This is a genomic window from Streptomyces sp. NPDC017095 (assembly GCF_044332325.1).
Classification (GTDB): Bacteria; Actinomycetota; Actinomycetes; order Streptomycetales; family Streptomycetaceae; genus Streptomyces.
Map to the genome: position 1 here is coordinate 206,701 of NZ_JBIROU010000015.1, position 14,322 is coordinate 221,022.

Annotated in this window: 15 protein-coding genes; 10 read left to right on the forward strand and 5 right to left on the reverse strand. The window is 73.5% G+C overall.

The genetic code is table 11. The features are described from left to right. Window positions 1-70 precede the first annotated feature (70 nt). Complete coding sequence (locus tag ACH4OA_RS27430) at window positions 71-829, forward strand: IclR family transcriptional regulator (protein WP_397942220.1); 759 nt, start codon at window positions 71-73, stop codon at window positions 827-829. A 212-nt stretch (window positions 830-1,041) separates the two neighbouring features. Next, window positions 1,042-2,265, forward strand: coding sequence for a PP2C family protein-serine/threonine phosphatase (locus tag ACH4OA_RS27435; RefSeq protein ID WP_397942222.1), 1,224 nt, complete (start codon window positions 1,042-1,044; stop codon window positions 2,263-2,265). On the opposite strand, the gene ACH4OA_RS27440 is transcribed toward ACH4OA_RS27435, so the two are convergent. Further along, a complete protein-coding gene (locus ACH4OA_RS27440; protein ID WP_365883470.1) occupies window positions 2,220-2,591 on the reverse strand; it encodes an ATP-binding protein in 372 nt (123 codons plus the stop codon). The genes ACH4OA_RS27435 and ACH4OA_RS27440 overlap by 46 nt on opposite strands. A 238-nt stretch (window positions 2,592-2,829) precedes the next feature. Between ACH4OA_RS27440 and ACH4OA_RS27445 the strand changes: the two genes are divergently transcribed. The 4 genes from ACH4OA_RS27445 (at window position 2,830) to hemC (ending at window position 7,266) form a co-directional block, all read left to right on the forward strand. Then, on the forward strand, window positions 2,830-3,597 hold the full coding sequence (locus tag ACH4OA_RS27445; protein WP_397971661.1) for an IclR family transcriptional regulator: 768 nt from the start codon (window positions 2,830-2,832) through the stop codon (window positions 3,595-3,597). 44 nt (window positions 3,598-3,641) lie between these two features. Further along, entirely contained in the window at window positions 3,642-5,153 is a 1,512-nt protein-coding gene (gene glpK / locus ACH4OA_RS27450; RefSeq protein ID WP_397971664.1) for a glycerol kinase GlpK, read from the forward strand. 156 nt (window positions 5,154-5,309) lie between these two features. Next, window positions 5,310-6,266, forward strand: a complete 957-nt coding sequence (locus ACH4OA_RS27455) for an ATP-dependent DNA ligase (protein WP_397971682.1) — start codon at window positions 5,310-5,312, stop codon at window positions 6,264-6,266. Between the two features lie 64 nt (window positions 6,267-6,330). After that, window positions 6,331-7,266, forward strand: coding sequence for a hydroxymethylbilane synthase (gene hemC / locus ACH4OA_RS27460; protein WP_365942045.1), 936 nt, complete (start codon window positions 6,331-6,333; stop codon window positions 7,264-7,266). A gap of 60 nt (window positions 7,267-7,326) precedes the next feature. Here the strand turns inward: hemC and ACH4OA_RS27465 are convergent, their stop codons facing one another. Next, on the reverse strand, window positions 7,327-7,851 hold the full coding sequence (locus tag ACH4OA_RS27465) for a hypothetical protein (protein WP_365942044.1): 525 nt from the start codon (window positions 7,849-7,851) through the stop codon (window positions 7,327-7,329). 393 nt (window positions 7,852-8,244) lie between these two features. Here ACH4OA_RS27465 and ACH4OA_RS27470 point away from each other — a divergent pair, with 393 nt between their 5' ends. Continuing rightward, window positions 8,245-9,036, forward strand: a complete 792-nt coding sequence (locus ACH4OA_RS27470; protein WP_397942229.1) for an RNA polymerase sigma factor SigF — start codon at window positions 8,245-8,247, stop codon at window positions 9,034-9,036. Between the two features lie 21 nt (window positions 9,037-9,057). On the opposite strand, the gene ACH4OA_RS27475 is transcribed toward ACH4OA_RS27470, so the two are convergent. Further along, window positions 9,058-9,372 (reverse strand): ANTAR domain-containing protein, encoded by a 315-nt coding sequence (locus ACH4OA_RS27475; RefSeq protein WP_365883846.1) that lies wholly within the window; start codon window positions 9,370-9,372, stop codon window positions 9,058-9,060. Window positions 9,373-9,500: 128 nt separating this feature from the next. On the opposite strand from ACH4OA_RS27475, the gene ACH4OA_RS27480 reads away from it, so the two are divergent. Beyond that, a complete protein-coding gene (locus ACH4OA_RS27480; protein ID WP_365883847.1) occupies window positions 9,501-10,316 on the forward strand; it encodes a VOC family protein in 816 nt (271 codons plus the stop codon). A 39-nt stretch (window positions 10,317-10,355) separates the two neighbouring features. Here ACH4OA_RS27480 and glgX read toward each other — a convergent pair whose 3' ends face one another. Further along, window positions 10,356-12,473 carry a glycogen debranching protein GlgX gene (gene glgX / locus ACH4OA_RS27485; protein ID WP_397971685.1) on the reverse strand — a complete coding sequence of 706 codons (2,118 nt, stop codon included), beginning with the start codon at window positions 12,471-12,473 and terminating at the stop codon, window positions 10,356-10,358. Between the two features lie 23 nt (window positions 12,474-12,496). Continuing rightward, on the reverse strand, window positions 12,497-13,009 hold the full coding sequence (locus ACH4OA_RS27490) for a pep a2 (protein WP_397942233.1): 513 nt from the start codon (window positions 13,007-13,009) through the stop codon (window positions 12,497-12,499). Window positions 13,010-13,311: 302 nt separating this feature from the next. Between ACH4OA_RS27490 and ACH4OA_RS27495 the strand changes: the two genes are divergently transcribed. Then, entirely contained in the window at window positions 13,312-13,611 is a 300-nt protein-coding gene (locus ACH4OA_RS27495; protein WP_365884399.1) for a DUF5133 domain-containing protein, read from the forward strand. 110 nt (window positions 13,612-13,721) lie between these two features. Continuing rightward, a partial coding sequence (locus ACH4OA_RS27500) for a maltotransferase domain-containing protein (RefSeq protein WP_397971668.1) occupies window positions 13,722-14,322 on the forward strand: 601 nt, incomplete at its 3' end.

Genomic DNA, 14,322 nt, shown 5'->3' on the forward strand with positions numbered 1-14,322 from the left:
GCCCTGCCCCCGTCCGGCCCTGCCCCCGTCCGGCCTTGCCCCCGTCCGGTGCCCACGGCAGCCTGGTGCTATGGCCGCTCGGGAAGGCCCCACCCTCATCACGTCCGTGCAGCGGGCGCTCCGCCTGCTGGAGGCGGTGGGCGCGCACGAGAACGGTGCGCCGGCCAAGCAGCTGGCGCGCGAGACGGGGCTGCCGCTGGCCACCGCCTACCACCTGCTGCGCACCCTGCTGCACGACGGATACGTGCGGAAACTGGACGACGGCGGCTTCGTGCTGGGCGACCGGCTGGTCTCCCTGCACGCGGCGGGCCTCCCGCAGACGCTGCTCAGCCGGGTGCGCCCGGCGCTGGCCGCCCTGCGGGACGAGCTGTCCACCGCCGCCTACCTCACGTTCTACGAGGACGGCGAGATCAGGATCGCCGAGATCGTGGACGGCCCGCGGACGCCACGGGTCGATCTCTGGGTGGGTTTCGAGGACGCGGGACACGCCACCGCGCTCGGCAAGACCGTGCTGCGCGAGCTGGACGAGGGCGCCCGCGAGGAGTACCTGACCCGGCACCACCTCGCCGATCTCACCCCGCGGACGGTCACCAGCCTCCCGGAGCTGCTGCGCAGGCTCGACGCCCCGCCCCTGGCACCGGCCGTCACGGACCTGGAGGAGTACGCGCTCGGCACCGTGTGCGTCGCCGTGCCCGTCTACCGCGGGAACACGCCCGGCTCGCTCGGCATCTCGCTGCCGGTGGACCGCAAGGACCGGCTCCAGCAACTGCGGGCCCGGCTGCTCCCGATCGCGAGCCGCGTGACCCGGGGCCTGTCGCTCACACCATGACCCGGAGCCGTGCAGCACGCGACCGTTCACGCGCCCAGCGGGCCGCTCCCCACGCGACCGCTCACATGCCCCGCGGGCCGCTCCCCACGCGACCGTTCACGTGCTCCGGAGCCGCTTCCCCCACTGCCGTCCGCGTGCCCCGCAGCCGCTCGTTCACTATCTGAAAATCGGCTTCTTGTGGCCGGCCGCCCCCGGCCCGTTTGCTTGAGGGTATGAGCCAGGTCGGACACGTTGACGGTGACCCCACGCCGACGCGGCGGTTCGGGGAACGGGTGGCGGACGCCGTCGCACCGGGCCGCCGGCGTACCGCGGGGCAGCCGGCCACGGGACGGCCCCTGCTGCCGGCCGTCGTCATCGCCGCCGTCGTCCTGGTCGACCTCGCGGGCGGCACGGGAGCGGTCTGGCTGCCGCTGCTGGCCGCCGGGCCCGCGCTGGCGGCCACCACCAACGGCCCGCGCGGCGTCCTCGGCGCCGGTCTCCTCGCCGCGGTGACGGGCGTCGCCCTGGGCGCCGGGCACGGGATGTCCGCGCACGCGGTGGCGGCCGTCCTGTGCGCGCTGCCGGCCGTCACCGCGGCGAGTGTCCTGGCCAGCGCGCTGCGCCACCGCCGGGAACGGGTGCTCGCGGCCGTCCGCTCGGTCGCCGAGGCCGCCCAGCAGGCGCTGCTCCAGCCCGTCCCGGAGACCGTCGGCCCCTTCCAGGTGGCCGTCCGCTACAGCGCCGCCGCGGCGGAGGCCAGGATCGGCGGGGATCTGTACGCCCTGGTGCCCACCCCGCACGGCATCCGGCTGATCGTCGGGGACGTGCGCGGCAAGGGGCTCCCGGCCGTGGGGACCGCCGCGCTCGTGCTCGGGGTGTTCCGCGAGGCCGCGCACGACGAGCCGGACCTGCCGACCGTGGTGGACCGGATCGAGCGGAGCCTGTCCCGCAACCTCGGCCCGGACGACTTCGTCACCGCCGTGGTGGTCGGCTGTCCCCGGCCGGGGGAGCTGGAGATCGTCAACTGCGGGCACGCGCCGCCGCTGCTGCTCTCCGCCGCACACGAGGTCACGGCGGTGGAGCCGGAGCGTCCCGCGCCGCCCCTGGGCCTGCGCGCCCTGACGGGTCAGGTACCGGACCTGCGGCGGCTGCCGCTGGCACCGGGAGAGCAACTGCTGCTCTACACGGACGGCGTCATCGAGGCCCGCGACCGCACGGGCGCCTTCTATCCGCTGGCCGAGCGAGTGCACCGCCATGTGTGCGAGGAGCCGGCGCGTACGCTCGGCGCGCTCCACGACGAGCTGCTGGCCCATGTGGGCGGCCGGCTGCACGACGACGCCGCCCTGCTGCTGCTCCGCCGCGAGCCGGTGCGGGAACCGGTCTCCGTGCCCTTGTCCTCCGGGACCGCGCCTCAGGCCGCGGCGAGTTCCGCCCAGCGGGTGACCCGCTCGGGCTGAACCCGTATGCCGTGGCGGGTCGCCAGGGCACGGACGATCGCCTCGCCCCGGCCGTGCTCGTCCGGGTCGACGCCGACGAGGGACTGCCCCGCCGCGAAGTCGGGCCCCGCGTCGGTCACCTCGACCCGCAGCGTGGGCGCGTGGTCGCCGTACACCCAGGACACCCGGAGTTCGGCCGGGGGCCGGGCGTGCACGATCGCGTTGGTGACCAGCTCCGACACCACGAGCAGGGAGTCCTCGACCAGTTCCGGAGACACGCTCCAGTCGGCCAGGAGCGCCGCCACCCGCCGGCGTACGGCGGAGACCGCACCGGCGACGGGCGGCACCGGACACACATGTTCCCGTGCCCCCCGAAGCAGGGTATTGAGCTGTGCCACCATGTTCTCTCCCGATCTGCTGCCGGTCTCGCGCGCTGTCTCGGCGTCTTCCGGGCCTCAAAGCACGTTAGGGAGACATATCGGGCCGGGTCAATGAACAGAGGTCGGCATTACCGAACGCACCGGCTGCCCGGCCGTCCCTCCGTCCCGTGGGGCGAACCGTCCACGGCGGTAATAGGCTCGCTTCATGGCCGGCCCGGTCCAGTCGATCGAACGGGCGGCGGCGATCCTGCGGCTGCTCGCCGGCGGGCCCCGCCGGCTGGGGCTCGGTGAGGTCGCGGCCTCGCTCGGACTGGCGAAGGGCACCGCCCACGGCATCCTGCGCACCCTCCAGCACGTGGACTTCGTGGAGCAGGACGCGGCCACCGGGAAGTACCAGCTCGGGGCCGCCCTGCTGCACCTGGGCACCAGCTATCTGGACGTTAACGAGCTGCGGTCACGCTCCCTGAACTGGGCCGACGCCCTGGCCGCCCGCAGCGGGGAGGCGGTGCGCCTGGGGACGCCCCTGGAGGGCAGGGTCCTCGTCGTCCACCATGTGTTCCGGCCGGACGACACCTTCCAGACCCTGGAGGTGGGCGCGCTGCTGCCCCTGCACGCCTCCTCGCTCGGCAAGGTGCTGCTGGCCTTCGGGACCGCCACGCCCGGGCCGGACGGGGAACGCGGACTGGAGGCGTACACACCGCACACCCTGGTCGATCCGGACCGGCTCGCCCGGGCGCTCGCCACCGTGCGGGAGACCGGATGGGCCGCCGAGATCCAGGAGATGAACATGGGCGAGGCCGGGCTCGCCGTACCGATCCGGGGGCACGGCGGTCTCGTCGTGGGCGCCCTCGGGCTGTCGGGCCCGGTCGAGCGGATCTGCGACGCCCGGTGCCGGCCCCGGCCCGCTCTGCTCAGCCTGCTCCGTGAGGCCGCGCGGGCGATCTCCAGGGATCTGGGCGCCGCCCGCTGGTAGCCCGGGCCCACCGCCCCTCGATCCGTCGGAAGGCAGAACCGATCATGGTGGAACGGTATGTGATGGCCGTCGACCAGGGCACCAACTCCACCCGGTGCATCCTGTTCGACCACCGTGGGCGGCTGGTCTCGGTGGCGCAGCGCGAGCACCAGCAGCACTTCCCGCGGCCCGGGTGGGTCGAGCACGACGCCGTGGAGATCTGGCAGAACCTGCGCCGTGTCATGCCCGAGGCGCTGGCCGCGGCCGGGATCGAGCCGGAGCGGGTCGCCGCGATCGGGCTGGCCAACCAGCGCGAGACGACGGTGCTCTGGGACCGGCGGACCGGCGCCCCGCTGGGCCGGGCCATCGTCTGGCAGGACACCCGTACGGAACCGCTGGTCGAGGAGTTGCGCCGGCGCCCCGGGGAGGCGTTCTTCCTGCACCGCTGCGCCCTGCCGCCCTCGACCTATTTCTCGGCGCTGCGGCTGCGGTGGCTGTTCGACCACGTCAAGGGCGTCGAGCAGCGCGCCAAGGAGGGCGAGGTGCTGTTCGGGACGATGGAGAGCTGGCTGATCTGGAACCTCACCGGAGGCGCCGACGGCGGTCTGCACCTCACCGACGCCACCAACGCCAGCCGCACCATGCTGATGAACATCCACACGCTCGCCTGGGACGACGAGCTGCTGGACTTCTTCGGCGTGCCCCGAGCGATGCTGCCCGAGATCCGGCCCTCCGCCGAGCGGTACGGCGAGGCGAGCGCGCTGCTGCCAGGCGTCGCCATCACGGCGGCCCTCGGCGACCAGCAGGCCGCCCTCTTCGGCCAGACCTGCTTCTCCCCCGGCGAGGCCAAGTGCACCTACGGCACGGGCAGCTTCCTGCTGCTCCACACCGGCGGCGACGTCGTGCGCTCCCGGCACGGACTGCTCACCACCGTCGCCTACAAGATCGGCGACGAGCCGCCCGCCTACGCGCTGGAGGGGTCGATCGCGGTCACCGGCTCGCTCGTCCAGTGGTTCCGCGACCGGCTGGGCCTGATCAGCAGCGCACCGGAGATCGAGACGCTGGCGCGGACGGTGGAGGACAACGGCGGCTGCTACATCGTCCCCGCCTTCTCGGGCCTGTTCGCGCCCCGCTGGCGCAGCGACGCGCGCGGGGTCGTCGTCGGCCTCACCTCGTACATCACCAAGGGACATCTGGCGCGGGCCGTGCTGGAGGCCACCGGCTGGCAGACCCGGGAGGTCGTCGACGCCATGAACGCCGACTCCGCCGTCCCGCTGCGCGAGCTGAAGGTGGACGGCGGCATGACGGCGAACAACCTGCTCATGCAGTTCGTGGCCGACGTGCTGGACGTGCCCGTGGTGCGGCCCATGGTCGCTGAGACGGTCTCGCTCGGCGCCGCCTACGCGGCCGGGCTCGCCGCCGGCTACTGGCCCGGTCTGGAGGTGCTGCGCCGCAACTGGCACCGGGCCGCGCAGTGGCTGCCCGCCATGGACCCGGAGCGGCGGGAGGCGGAGTACGACGACTGGCAGCGGGCCGTCGAACGGTCGCTGGGCTGGGTCAGGCCGCCGGGCCCCTGACGGTACGGGCCGCCACCAGGGGCCGCCGGGCCGCCCCGCGCCCGCCCGTGGCGCGGAACCCGTTCAGGCGAACCGGGGCGGAAAGGCGCGTGAGCGCGCCGGGGCCGGTCGAGACCTTCTGCCGTGACCGCCGTGACCCTGCCGCTCATCCCGCCGATGCTCGCCACCCCCGGCAGCCTGCCGACCGCCGCCCAGGACCGGCGGTGGGCGTACGAGACGAAGCAGGACGGCCAGCGGGTGATGGTCTATCTGCCCGGCGACGGCAGCCTGCTGCTGCGCGCCCGGTCCGGCGAGGACATCACCGCGGCCTATCCGGAGCTGGGCGCGCTGGGCACGGCCCTGGGTTCCGCGCCCGCCGTGCTGGACGGCGAGGTGCTGGCCCTGGACGAGCGGGGCCGGGCCGACTTCCAGCTGCTGCAGAGCCGGATGGGGCTCGCGCACGCTCCCGCGCGGGCGGCGCGCCGGGCCGCCGTGGTGCCGGTGCACCTGGTGCTGTTCGACGTGCCGTACCTGGCCGAGCCGCTGGTCAGGCTGCCGTACGCGCGGCGGCGGGCCCGGCTGGAGGAGCTGGGCCTGGCCGGGCCGTACTGGTCGACGCCCGGCGCGGTGACCGGACACGGCGCCGAGGCGCTCAACGCCACCCGGGAGCACGGGCTGGAGGGCCTGGTGTGCAAGCGGCTGGACTCGGTGTACGAGCCCGGGGTCCGCTCCCGCGCCTGGATCAAGATCCGGAACATGCGCGCCGAGGACGTGCTCGTCGGCGGCTGGCTGCCGGGGAAGGGCCGGCTGGCCGGACTGCCCGGAGCGGTGCTGGTCGGCCAGCGGGACGCGGCGGGCCGGCTGCGGTACGTCGGCGGGGTGGGCACCGGATGGAGCGAGGCCGAACGGGCCCGGCTGGCGGAGCTGCTGCGGGACACGGCGAGCGACCGGTGCCCGTTCGACCCGGTGCCCCGCGTCCCCCGGGCGCACTGGGTGGTGCCCCGGCTGGTGGGCGAGGTCAGCTACAGCACCCGGACCCGGCACGGCATGCTGCGCCAGCCGTCCTGGCTGCGGAGCCGGCCGGACCTCGCCCCGGAGGAGTCCGCGGCGGACCTGCCGGACGAACCGCGGTGAGGGCGGCGGCCGGTGCGTCCGGACGGACCGGAACCGCACCGGTCGCAGGGTCTATCGTGTCCCCATGTCTGTACCGGAACTGATCCGCATCGTCTCCCGCGACTCCCCCATGGCCCTGGCCCAGGTCGAGCGGGTCCGCGCCGAGCTGGCCGTGCTGCACCCGGGGGTGCGGACCGAGGTCGTGCCGGTGAAGACCACCGGTGACAAGTGGCTGGGCGATCTGTCCGAGGTCGAGGGCAAGGGCGCGTTCACCAAGGAGGTCGACGCGGCCCTGCTGTCCGGTGCGGCGGACCTCGCGGTGCACTGTGTGAAGGACGTGCCCGCCGACCGGCCGCTGCCCGCCGGGACGGTGTTCGCCGCGTTCCTGAAGCGGGACGACATCCGGGACGCGCTGGTGCATCCGGGCGGGCTGACCCTGGACGAGCTGCCCGCCGGCACCCGGATCGGCACCTCCTCCGTCCGCCGGATCGCCCAGTTGGCCGCGACCCATCCGCACCTGGTGTGCGTGCCGTTCCGCGGCAACGCCAACCGGCGGCTGGAGAAGCTGGCCGCGGGCGAGGCGGACGCGCTGCTGCTCGCGGTGTCCGGTCTGGAGCGGATCGGCCGCACCGACGTGATCAGCGAGGTGCTGTCGCCGGAGACGATGATGCCGCCGATCGGCGCGGGCATCCTCGCTTTGCAGTGCCGTCAGGACGACGCCGACCTGATCGACGCGGTCAGCGGGCTCGGCGACCCGGACACCCACCGGGAGGCGACGGCCGAGCGGATGTTCCTGCATGTGCTGCAAGGCCACTGCAACAGCCCGATCTCCGGGTACGCGCGCGTGGACCGCGGCGGTGAACTGTCGCTGCGGGCCTGTGTCTTCACGCCGGACGGCAAGACGCGGCTGAACGCCCACGAGTGGGCGGGCCGGCTGGACCCGGCCACGCTCGGCACCTCGGTGGCGGTCGCGCTGCTGCGGCAGGGCGCGCGGGAGATCATCGACGGCATCCCGCACTGAGCCGCGTACGGCGTGCCCCGCCGGCCCGGGGCCGTGCGGCGGCACCGGGCCCGGTCCGGATCAGGCGGAGCCGGGCTCCGTCTGCTCCCGCAGGAAGGCGGCAACCTGGTGGGCCAGGCCGCACTGGGCGGTGCCCGCGGGAGCTGTGGCCGGGGCGGACCCCGGGGTCCCGGCGCCCCCCGTCCACAGCCGCCGGTCGGACCACTCCTCGTCCACCCGCAGCTGCACCTGTACGTCCACGTGACTGAGCGCCGCCTCGGGCGCGGCGGCGTAGAGCACGGCGGTGGCCCGGCGCAGCGGGTAGACGTCGAAGCCCTCGATGAACTGGGAGTTGCGCCAGTCGATGAAGGCGCCCTCGCCGTCCGGGCCGACGCGGACGTCGACCTGGCCGTCCTCCAGGTGGATGCCGTAGTGCCGCGCGCCGCGGTTCTCGACGGTCACCCGGACACTGAAATACGTCAGCCCGGCGGCGGCGTCGTCGCGTCCGCGCGGCGGCTCGGCGGCCTCCAGGCGGTGGACGCGGACCCGCAGACCGGCATGCTCGTCGTACTCCTGCCAGTCCCCGACCAGGTTCGGCTCGTACACAGTGCCCCTCTCGACCTTCGAGAGCTGCTGTCTATCGGTGGCCCGAGCGCACTGTCAAATGCGCGGAATGCGCTGTGGCCTGGGAATTCACCCTCCCTGATCGACGATCAAGCGCTGCCCAGCGAGAACTTGTCCGTGGCACGTTCCAGGCGGATGGGCGGGCGTGCCGCACATCACGTCGGCGGCCGGCTCCCGAGACCGTCGACCATTCGTCCCGTTTGTCAGTATGTGTTTTGAAATGCCTGGTAACGGGAATGGGCAGAACAAGTGCTTCGGACAGGAGGCACGTCCCGTGGGAGGCGGCATGGCCGACGCCCCGGTGTCCTCTCCATGGTCCGAGCGCACCTCCCGCGGTGTCTGTCCATCCAGCACCTGCCGAGAGAGGTGCGCGCGATGCGTGTCACTGGCAGCACGAAGCCCCATCCCCACGACGACGCCCCGGACACCGGCGAGGCCTTCGCACGGCTCGCCCTCCTGCCCGACGGCCCCGAGCGCCAGGCGCTGAGGGACGAGCTGGTCCGGCTCTGGCTGCCCATGGCCGAGCGGATCGCGGTGCGGTTCCGCGGCCGTGGCGAGGCCTTGGAGGACCTGTACCAGGTCGCCGCGCTGGGCCTGGTCAAGGCCGTCGACCACTACGATCCCGAGCGCGGCCGGGCCTTCGAGGCGTACGCGGTGCCCACCATCACCGGCGAGATCAAGCGCCACTTCCGGGACCACATGTGGACCCTGCACGTGCCCCGCCGGGTGCAGGACCTGCGCAACCGGGTGCGCGCCGCCGTGAAGGACCTGGCGCAGACCACGTCCGGCCGGGCGCCCACCGTCGCCGAGATCGCCGCGTACACCCGGCTCGGCGAGGACGAGGTGCGCACCGGCATGGAGGCACTGGAGTGCTTCTCCGCGCTGTCCCTGGACGCGGAGGTGGCCGGCACGGACGGCTACGCCCTCGGGGACTCGCTGGGCACCTCGGACCCGGGCTTCGACCTCGTGGTCGACCGTGCCGCGGTCCGGCCGTGTCTGGAGGCGCTGCCCGAACGCGAGCGCACCATCCTCTACCTGCGGTTCTTCGGCGGCATGACGCAGAGCCGGATCGCCGAGCAGCTCGGCATCTCCCAGATGCACGTCTCGCGGCTGCTCAGCGGCTGCTTCGACCGGCTGCGCGCGGAACTGCTCGCGGAGATCCGCTGAGCCGTGCCGCCGTGCTCCGCCCTACCGGCCCTCGGTCCCGGGCACCTGCGCGGGACCGTACCGGTCCAGGGCGTCCTCCAGCGCGGCCCGGATGTCCGGCGGGATGTCGCCGCGCCGCCCCCAGACCAGGATCAGCTCCGCGACGTGGCGCAGCTTGACGTTGGTGTGCTGGGAGACCTCCTTGAGGATCTGCCAGCCCTGGTCCGGGGCGACCCGGCCGAGGGCCACCACCATCCCGATCGCCTGGTCCACGACCGCGTGCGAGGCCAGGGCTTCCTTCATCTGGTCGACCTCCGCCTGCAACGCGGCGATCCGGTCCGGCTCGCTCTCTCCCATCCCTCCATCGTGCGCAGGGGCCTGCCCCCCTGCCACCCGGGGTACCCGACAGGCATTCCCACCCGGTCCGGCCGGACACTGGTGTCATACCGGTGGCCGCCCGGCCCCGAGAGCAGGACGCGACTGCCATGAACCACGACAGCCCCGCCGGCGGCGGACCCCGCAGAAAAGACGTCGTCTCCACCCACTCCGTCTTCGGAGCGCCCTGCTGGGTGAGCCTGACCAGCCGCGACCTCCAGGCCACCCAGGACTTCTACACGGCCGTCCTGGGCTGGCGCTGGCGCGGCGCCAAACTGGGCGAGCACTTCCGGATCGCCCTGGTGGACGGGGTGCCGGTCGCCGGGATCGCCGCCGTCGCCTCCATGTGGCAGATGGCGGTCGCCTGGACGCCGTACTTCGCGGTGCCGGACGCCGACCTGGCCGTGTCCCGGGCCCGGGAGCGCGGGGGCACGGCCGCGGTCGGGCCGCTGTCCTTCCCGCCCGGCCGGGCGGCGCTGCTCGCCGACCGGGACGGTGCCACGTTCGGGATCTGGCAGGGCGAACTGGTCACCAACTGGGAGGCGTGGCGGCGGGCCGCCCCGACCTTCGTCCGGCTGCACACCCGGGACGCCTTCGACGCGGCGATGTTCTACGGCGAGATCCTGGACTGGGCGAGCGGGCTGCCGGGCTGCTGCGAGGTGGAGTACGACGGCGACGAGGTGCTGCTGCGCAGCGAGGGCGACGTGGTGGCGCACATCGACTCGGGCGCGGTGGGGGCCGCGCCGGACCCGTCGGTGCGTCCGCACTGGCAGATCCACTTCACGGTGGCCGACGTGCCGGGCTGCGCCCGCGCGGCGGAGAAGCACGGCGGCAGCGTGCTGCGCGAGGACGAGAACGAGGCGATCCTGCGGGACGCCGACGGCGCGCAGTTCACGGTGACGGCGCGCAGCACCCGCCCGCACTGAGCCGGCGGCGGGCCGGAGCAGGTCCCGCTCCGGCGCCGGTCAGCCCGCGGCGCGGGAGGGGCGGGACAGCAGGACAAGACCGCGTGCCTCCACGCGCAGCCGGGTGCCCGCCTTCCGTTCGCGTTCGTCCGGGACGCCCTCCGGGTCGGCGGTGTCGATCAGCGCGGTCCAGCGTTCGCCGAAGGACTCGTCGGGCAGGCGGAAGACGACCGGCTCCCAGTAGCCGTTGACGAGGAGCAGGAAGGAGTCGTCGACCATGCGGCGGCCGTGGGGGTCGCGTTCGGCGATGGCGTCGCCGTTGAGGAACGCGCCGACCGAGTGGGCGTCGTCGCGCTGCCAGTCCCGGTCGGTCATCTCGCGGGCGTCGGGCCGCAGCCACACCAGGTCGGGCAGCGGCTGCCGGGCGTTGGTCGGGGTCTCGCCGCGGAAGAAGCGGCGCCGGCGCAGCACCGGGTGCGCGGCGCGCAGGGCGATCAGGCGCCGGGTGAAGCCGGTGAGCGCGCGCTGCTCCTCGGTCGTCTCCCAGTCCACCCAGGAGATCTCGCTGTCCTGGCAGTAGGCGTTGTTGTTGCCGCGCTGGGTGCGGCCGAGTTCGTCACCGTGGCAGAGCATCGGGATGCCCTGCGAGAGCAGCAGGGTGGCCAGCAGGTTGCGCTGCTGGCGGCCGCGCAGTTCCAGGACGGCCGGGTCCTCGGTGTCACCTTCGGCCCCGCAGTTCCAGGACCGGTTGTGGCTCTCGCCGTCCCGGTTGTCCTCGCCGTTGGCCTCGTTGTGCTTGTCGTTGTACGACACGAGGTCGCGCAGCGTGAAACCGTCGTGCGCGGTGACGAAGTTGACGCTCGCGCGCGGCCGGCGCCGGCTGTGCTGGTAGATGTCGGAGGAGCCGGTGAGCCGGGAGGCGAACTCGCCGAGCGAACCGGGCTCGGCCCGCCAGAAGTCCCGTACGGCGTCCCGGTACTTGCCGTTCCACTCCGACCACAGCGGCGGGAAGTTGCCCACCTGGTAGCCGCCCTCGCCCACGTCCCACGGCTCGGCGATCAGCTTCACCCGGCTGATCACCGGGTCCTGCTGGATCAGGTCGAAGAACGCCGAGAGCCGGTCCACCTCGTGGAACTGCCGGGCCAGGGTGGCCGCGAGGTCGAAGCGGAAGCCGTCGACGTGCATCTCGGTCACCCAGTACCGCAGCGAGTCCATGATCAGCTGGAGCACGTAGGGGTGCCGCATCAGCAGGCTGTTGCCGGTGCCGGTGGTGTCGTAGTAGTGCGCCCAGTCGCCGTCGACCAGCCGGTAGTAGGAGGCGTTGTCGATGCCCCGGAAGGAGAGCGTGGGGCCCAGCTCGTTGCCCTCGGCGGTGTGGTTGTAGACCACGTCCAGGATGACTTCCAGGCCGGCCGCGTGCAGCGCCTTCACCATGGCCTTGAACTCGTCGACCTGCTGGCCCCGGGTGCCGAAGGCGGCGTAGGCGTTGTGCGGGGCGAAGAAGCCGATGGTGTTGTAGCCCCAGTAGTTGGCCAGCCCGCGGTCCTGGAGGACGCCGTCCTGGACGAACTGGTGCACCGGCATCAGCTCCACCGCGGTCACGCCGAGCGAGGTGAGGTGCTCGGTGACGGCCGGGTGCGCGAGGCCGGCGTAGGTGCCGCGGAGGCGCTCGGGGACCTCGGGGTGGGTGCGGGTGAGGCCGCGGACGTGCGTCTCGTAGATGACCGAGTCGGCGTACGGCGTCCTGGGCGGGCGGTCGTCGCCCCAGTCGAAGAACGGGTCGGTGACCACGCCCAGCATGGAGTGGCCGGCGCTGTCGGATGGGTCGGGGCCGTCCGGGGCGCGCTCGTACAGCGAGGGGTGGTTGTCGATCTGGCCGTCCACGGCGCGGGCGTACGGGTCGAGCAGCAGCTTCGCCGGGTTGCAGCGGTGGCCGAGCGAGGGCTGCCAGGGGCCGTGCACCCGGTAGCCGTAGCGCCGGCCCGGGCCGACGCCGGGCAGATAGGCGTGCCAGACGAAGCCGTCGACCTCCTGCAGCGGGACGGGCGTCTCGGTGCCGGCGTCGTCCACGAGGATCAGTTCGACGCGCTCGGCGACCTCGCTGAACACGGCGAAGTTGGTGCCCTGGCCGTCGAACACGGCGCCCAGCGGATAGGGCTGCCCGCTCCAGACAGGCACCTTCTGGCGGCGCTTGCGGGCGGTCACCGGCTGCCCTCCAGGGCGCCGTCGCCGGCGGGCGCGTGCGCGGCCGGCGCGGTGACCGGCTCGGCGCGCGGCACCCTCAGGCCGGTGCGCAGCGTGGGCGCGGGGGCGAGGGGCACCAGCGGGACGCGCTGGCCGGCCCGGGCGCGCTGCGAGAACCAGATGATCTTGCTGCCGGTGGTGGGGGCGCAGCAGCCCCAGCCGTCGCTCATGGCGGCGATGTCCGCCAGGCAGGACCGCAGGTCCTGGTCCGGGCGCAGATCCGGGTCGGCGCCGCCCAGGGCGGTGATGAGGTGCTGGCCGTTCCACCACATCTCGATGGAGGTGCGCTTGTCCCTCGCGTGGGCGTCGATCGCCCGCAGCAGCAGTTCGGCGCCGCGGCGGACGGGCTGCACCAGGTCCTCGAGGTCCCAGTAGCGCAGGTGAGCGGCCAGGATGCGGCTGACCTGTCCCACCCGTGCGGGGCTGACTTCCACGTCGAGGTGGTAGTAACAGGGCACTGCGGTCTTCATCGTCGCTTGCTCCTCACCGGCGAAGCTCTCGCTCCCCTCGCCCGTCCGGAAGGGATCCCGGACACACAGCGTGAGCGTTGATCGCTTCAGAGTCATCTCCACGGTGCGGGCACTACGCCATTCGTGCAACACGAGCCACCGACACCCTCACTCGTTGAAGATCCAACAAGACGCTGCGTCGCCGCGCGTGCACCATAAGTGAAAGCCTCGATCGCCGTAACGGTGCCGTGCCTCCCCGTGCGCGGCCACCACCCGACCGTCGGGAACGCGCCCAGTCGAGAGCGTGGAAGGTGAAGAGGGCCATGCTGCTACCCGCCAAGGCCGAAGTGGCCCGGCAGCTGCGGCGTTACCGGGCGTGGGAGCGCGTGATGCTCGCCTCGCCGTACGACCGCACGGTCCGGGCCACCTTCGAGGACTCGGGGTACACGCTGTGCGTACTGATGGGCGAACGCTGTGCCCGCGAGGCGGCGGACGCGGCAGAGCGCTATCTCCGCACGAACCCGGTCACCTACCTGCGGGAGCAGGACGGACGGCCGCAGCCGCGCCGGACGGCGAGAAGAGCGCCGTCACCGGAGCGGCGTTCCACGGCGCCAAGCCCCTGACCTGGCACCGTACAAGGCGTTCCTTCCGGGACCGGCGCGCGCCGGTCCCGGTCATCGGATCGCGCAGCCGGGCCGGGCGCCCGGCTCCGCGCACGGCGGAGGTGAGATACATGCGCAGGACCCCGGCCATCGGCCGTGTACCGGTACGTGACGTCCGGCCGGCCGTGGAGTGCGGCAGGCGCCCGGCGAAAGCGGTGGCCGGGGAGACCTTCGAGGTGACGGCCACCGTGTTCCGCGAAGGGCACGACGCCGTGGGCGCGAACGTGGTCCTGCGCGACCCCCTGGGCCGCCGCGGCCCCTGGACGCCGATGCGGGAGCTGTCCCCGGGAAGCGACCGCTGGGGAGCGGAGGTCACCCCGGACGTGACGGGCCGCTGGACCTTCCGGGTGGAGGCGTGGAGCCATCCACTGGCGACCTGGCGGCACACCGCGTCCGTGAAGGTGCCGGCCGGGATCGACACCGGGCTGGTGCTGGAGGAGGGCGCGGAGCTGTACGCGCGGGCCGCCGCCGGAGTGCCCAAGGGGTCCGGACGCGAGCTGGTCCTGGCCGCCGCGCACGCCCTCGGCGACGACACGCTGTCGGTCCACCACCGGCTCCGGGCCGCCCTGTCGCCGGAGGTGGAGGCGGTGCTGGCCCGTCATCCGCTGCGGGAGCTGGTCACCGCATCCGATCCGATGCCGCTGCTGGTGGAACGCGAACGCGCCCTGTACG

What these genes read in the sequence shown, in the direction of transcription:
- ACH4OA_RS27445 (WP_397971661.1), top strand. Translation starts at nt 2,830, where the DNA reads ATGGCCGGCCCGGTCCAGTCGATCGAACGGGCGGCGGCGATCCTGCGG.
- ACH4OA_RS27435 (WP_397942222.1), top strand. Translation starts at nt 1,042, where the DNA reads ATGAGCCAGGTCGGACACGTTGACGGTGACCCCACGCCGACGCGGCGG.
- ACH4OA_RS27455 (WP_397971682.1), top strand. Translation starts at nt 5,310, where the DNA reads ATGCTCGCCACCCCCGGCAGCCTGCCGACCGCCGCCCAGGACCGGCGG.
- glpK (WP_397971664.1), top strand. Translation starts at nt 3,642, where the DNA reads ATGGTGGAACGGTATGTGATGGCCGTCGACCAGGGCACCAACTCCACC.
- ACH4OA_RS27430 (WP_397942220.1), top strand. Translation starts at nt 71, where the DNA reads ATGGCCGCTCGGGAAGGCCCCACCCTCATCACGTCCGTGCAGCGGGCG.
- ACH4OA_RS27480 (WP_365883847.1), top strand. Translation starts at nt 9,501, where the DNA reads ATGAACCACGACAGCCCCGCCGGCGGCGGACCCCGCAGAAAAGACGTC.
- ACH4OA_RS27470 (WP_397942229.1), top strand. Translation starts at nt 8,245, where the DNA reads ATGCGTGTCACTGGCAGCACGAAGCCCCATCCCCACGACGACGCCCCG.
- ACH4OA_RS27490 (WP_397942233.1), bottom strand. Translation starts at nt 13,009, where the DNA reads ATGAAGACCGCAGTGCCCTGTTACTACCACCTCGACGTGGAAGTCAGC.
- ACH4OA_RS27475 (WP_365883846.1), bottom strand. Translation starts at nt 9,372, where the DNA reads ATGGGAGAGAGCGAGCCGGACCGGATCGCCGCGTTGCAGGCGGAGGTC.
- ACH4OA_RS27495 (WP_365884399.1), top strand. Translation starts at nt 13,312, where the DNA reads ATGCTGCTACCCGCCAAGGCCGAAGTGGCCCGGCAGCTGCGGCGTTAC.
- hemC (WP_365942045.1), top strand. Translation starts at nt 6,331, where the DNA reads ATGTCTGTACCGGAACTGATCCGCATCGTCTCCCGCGACTCCCCCATG.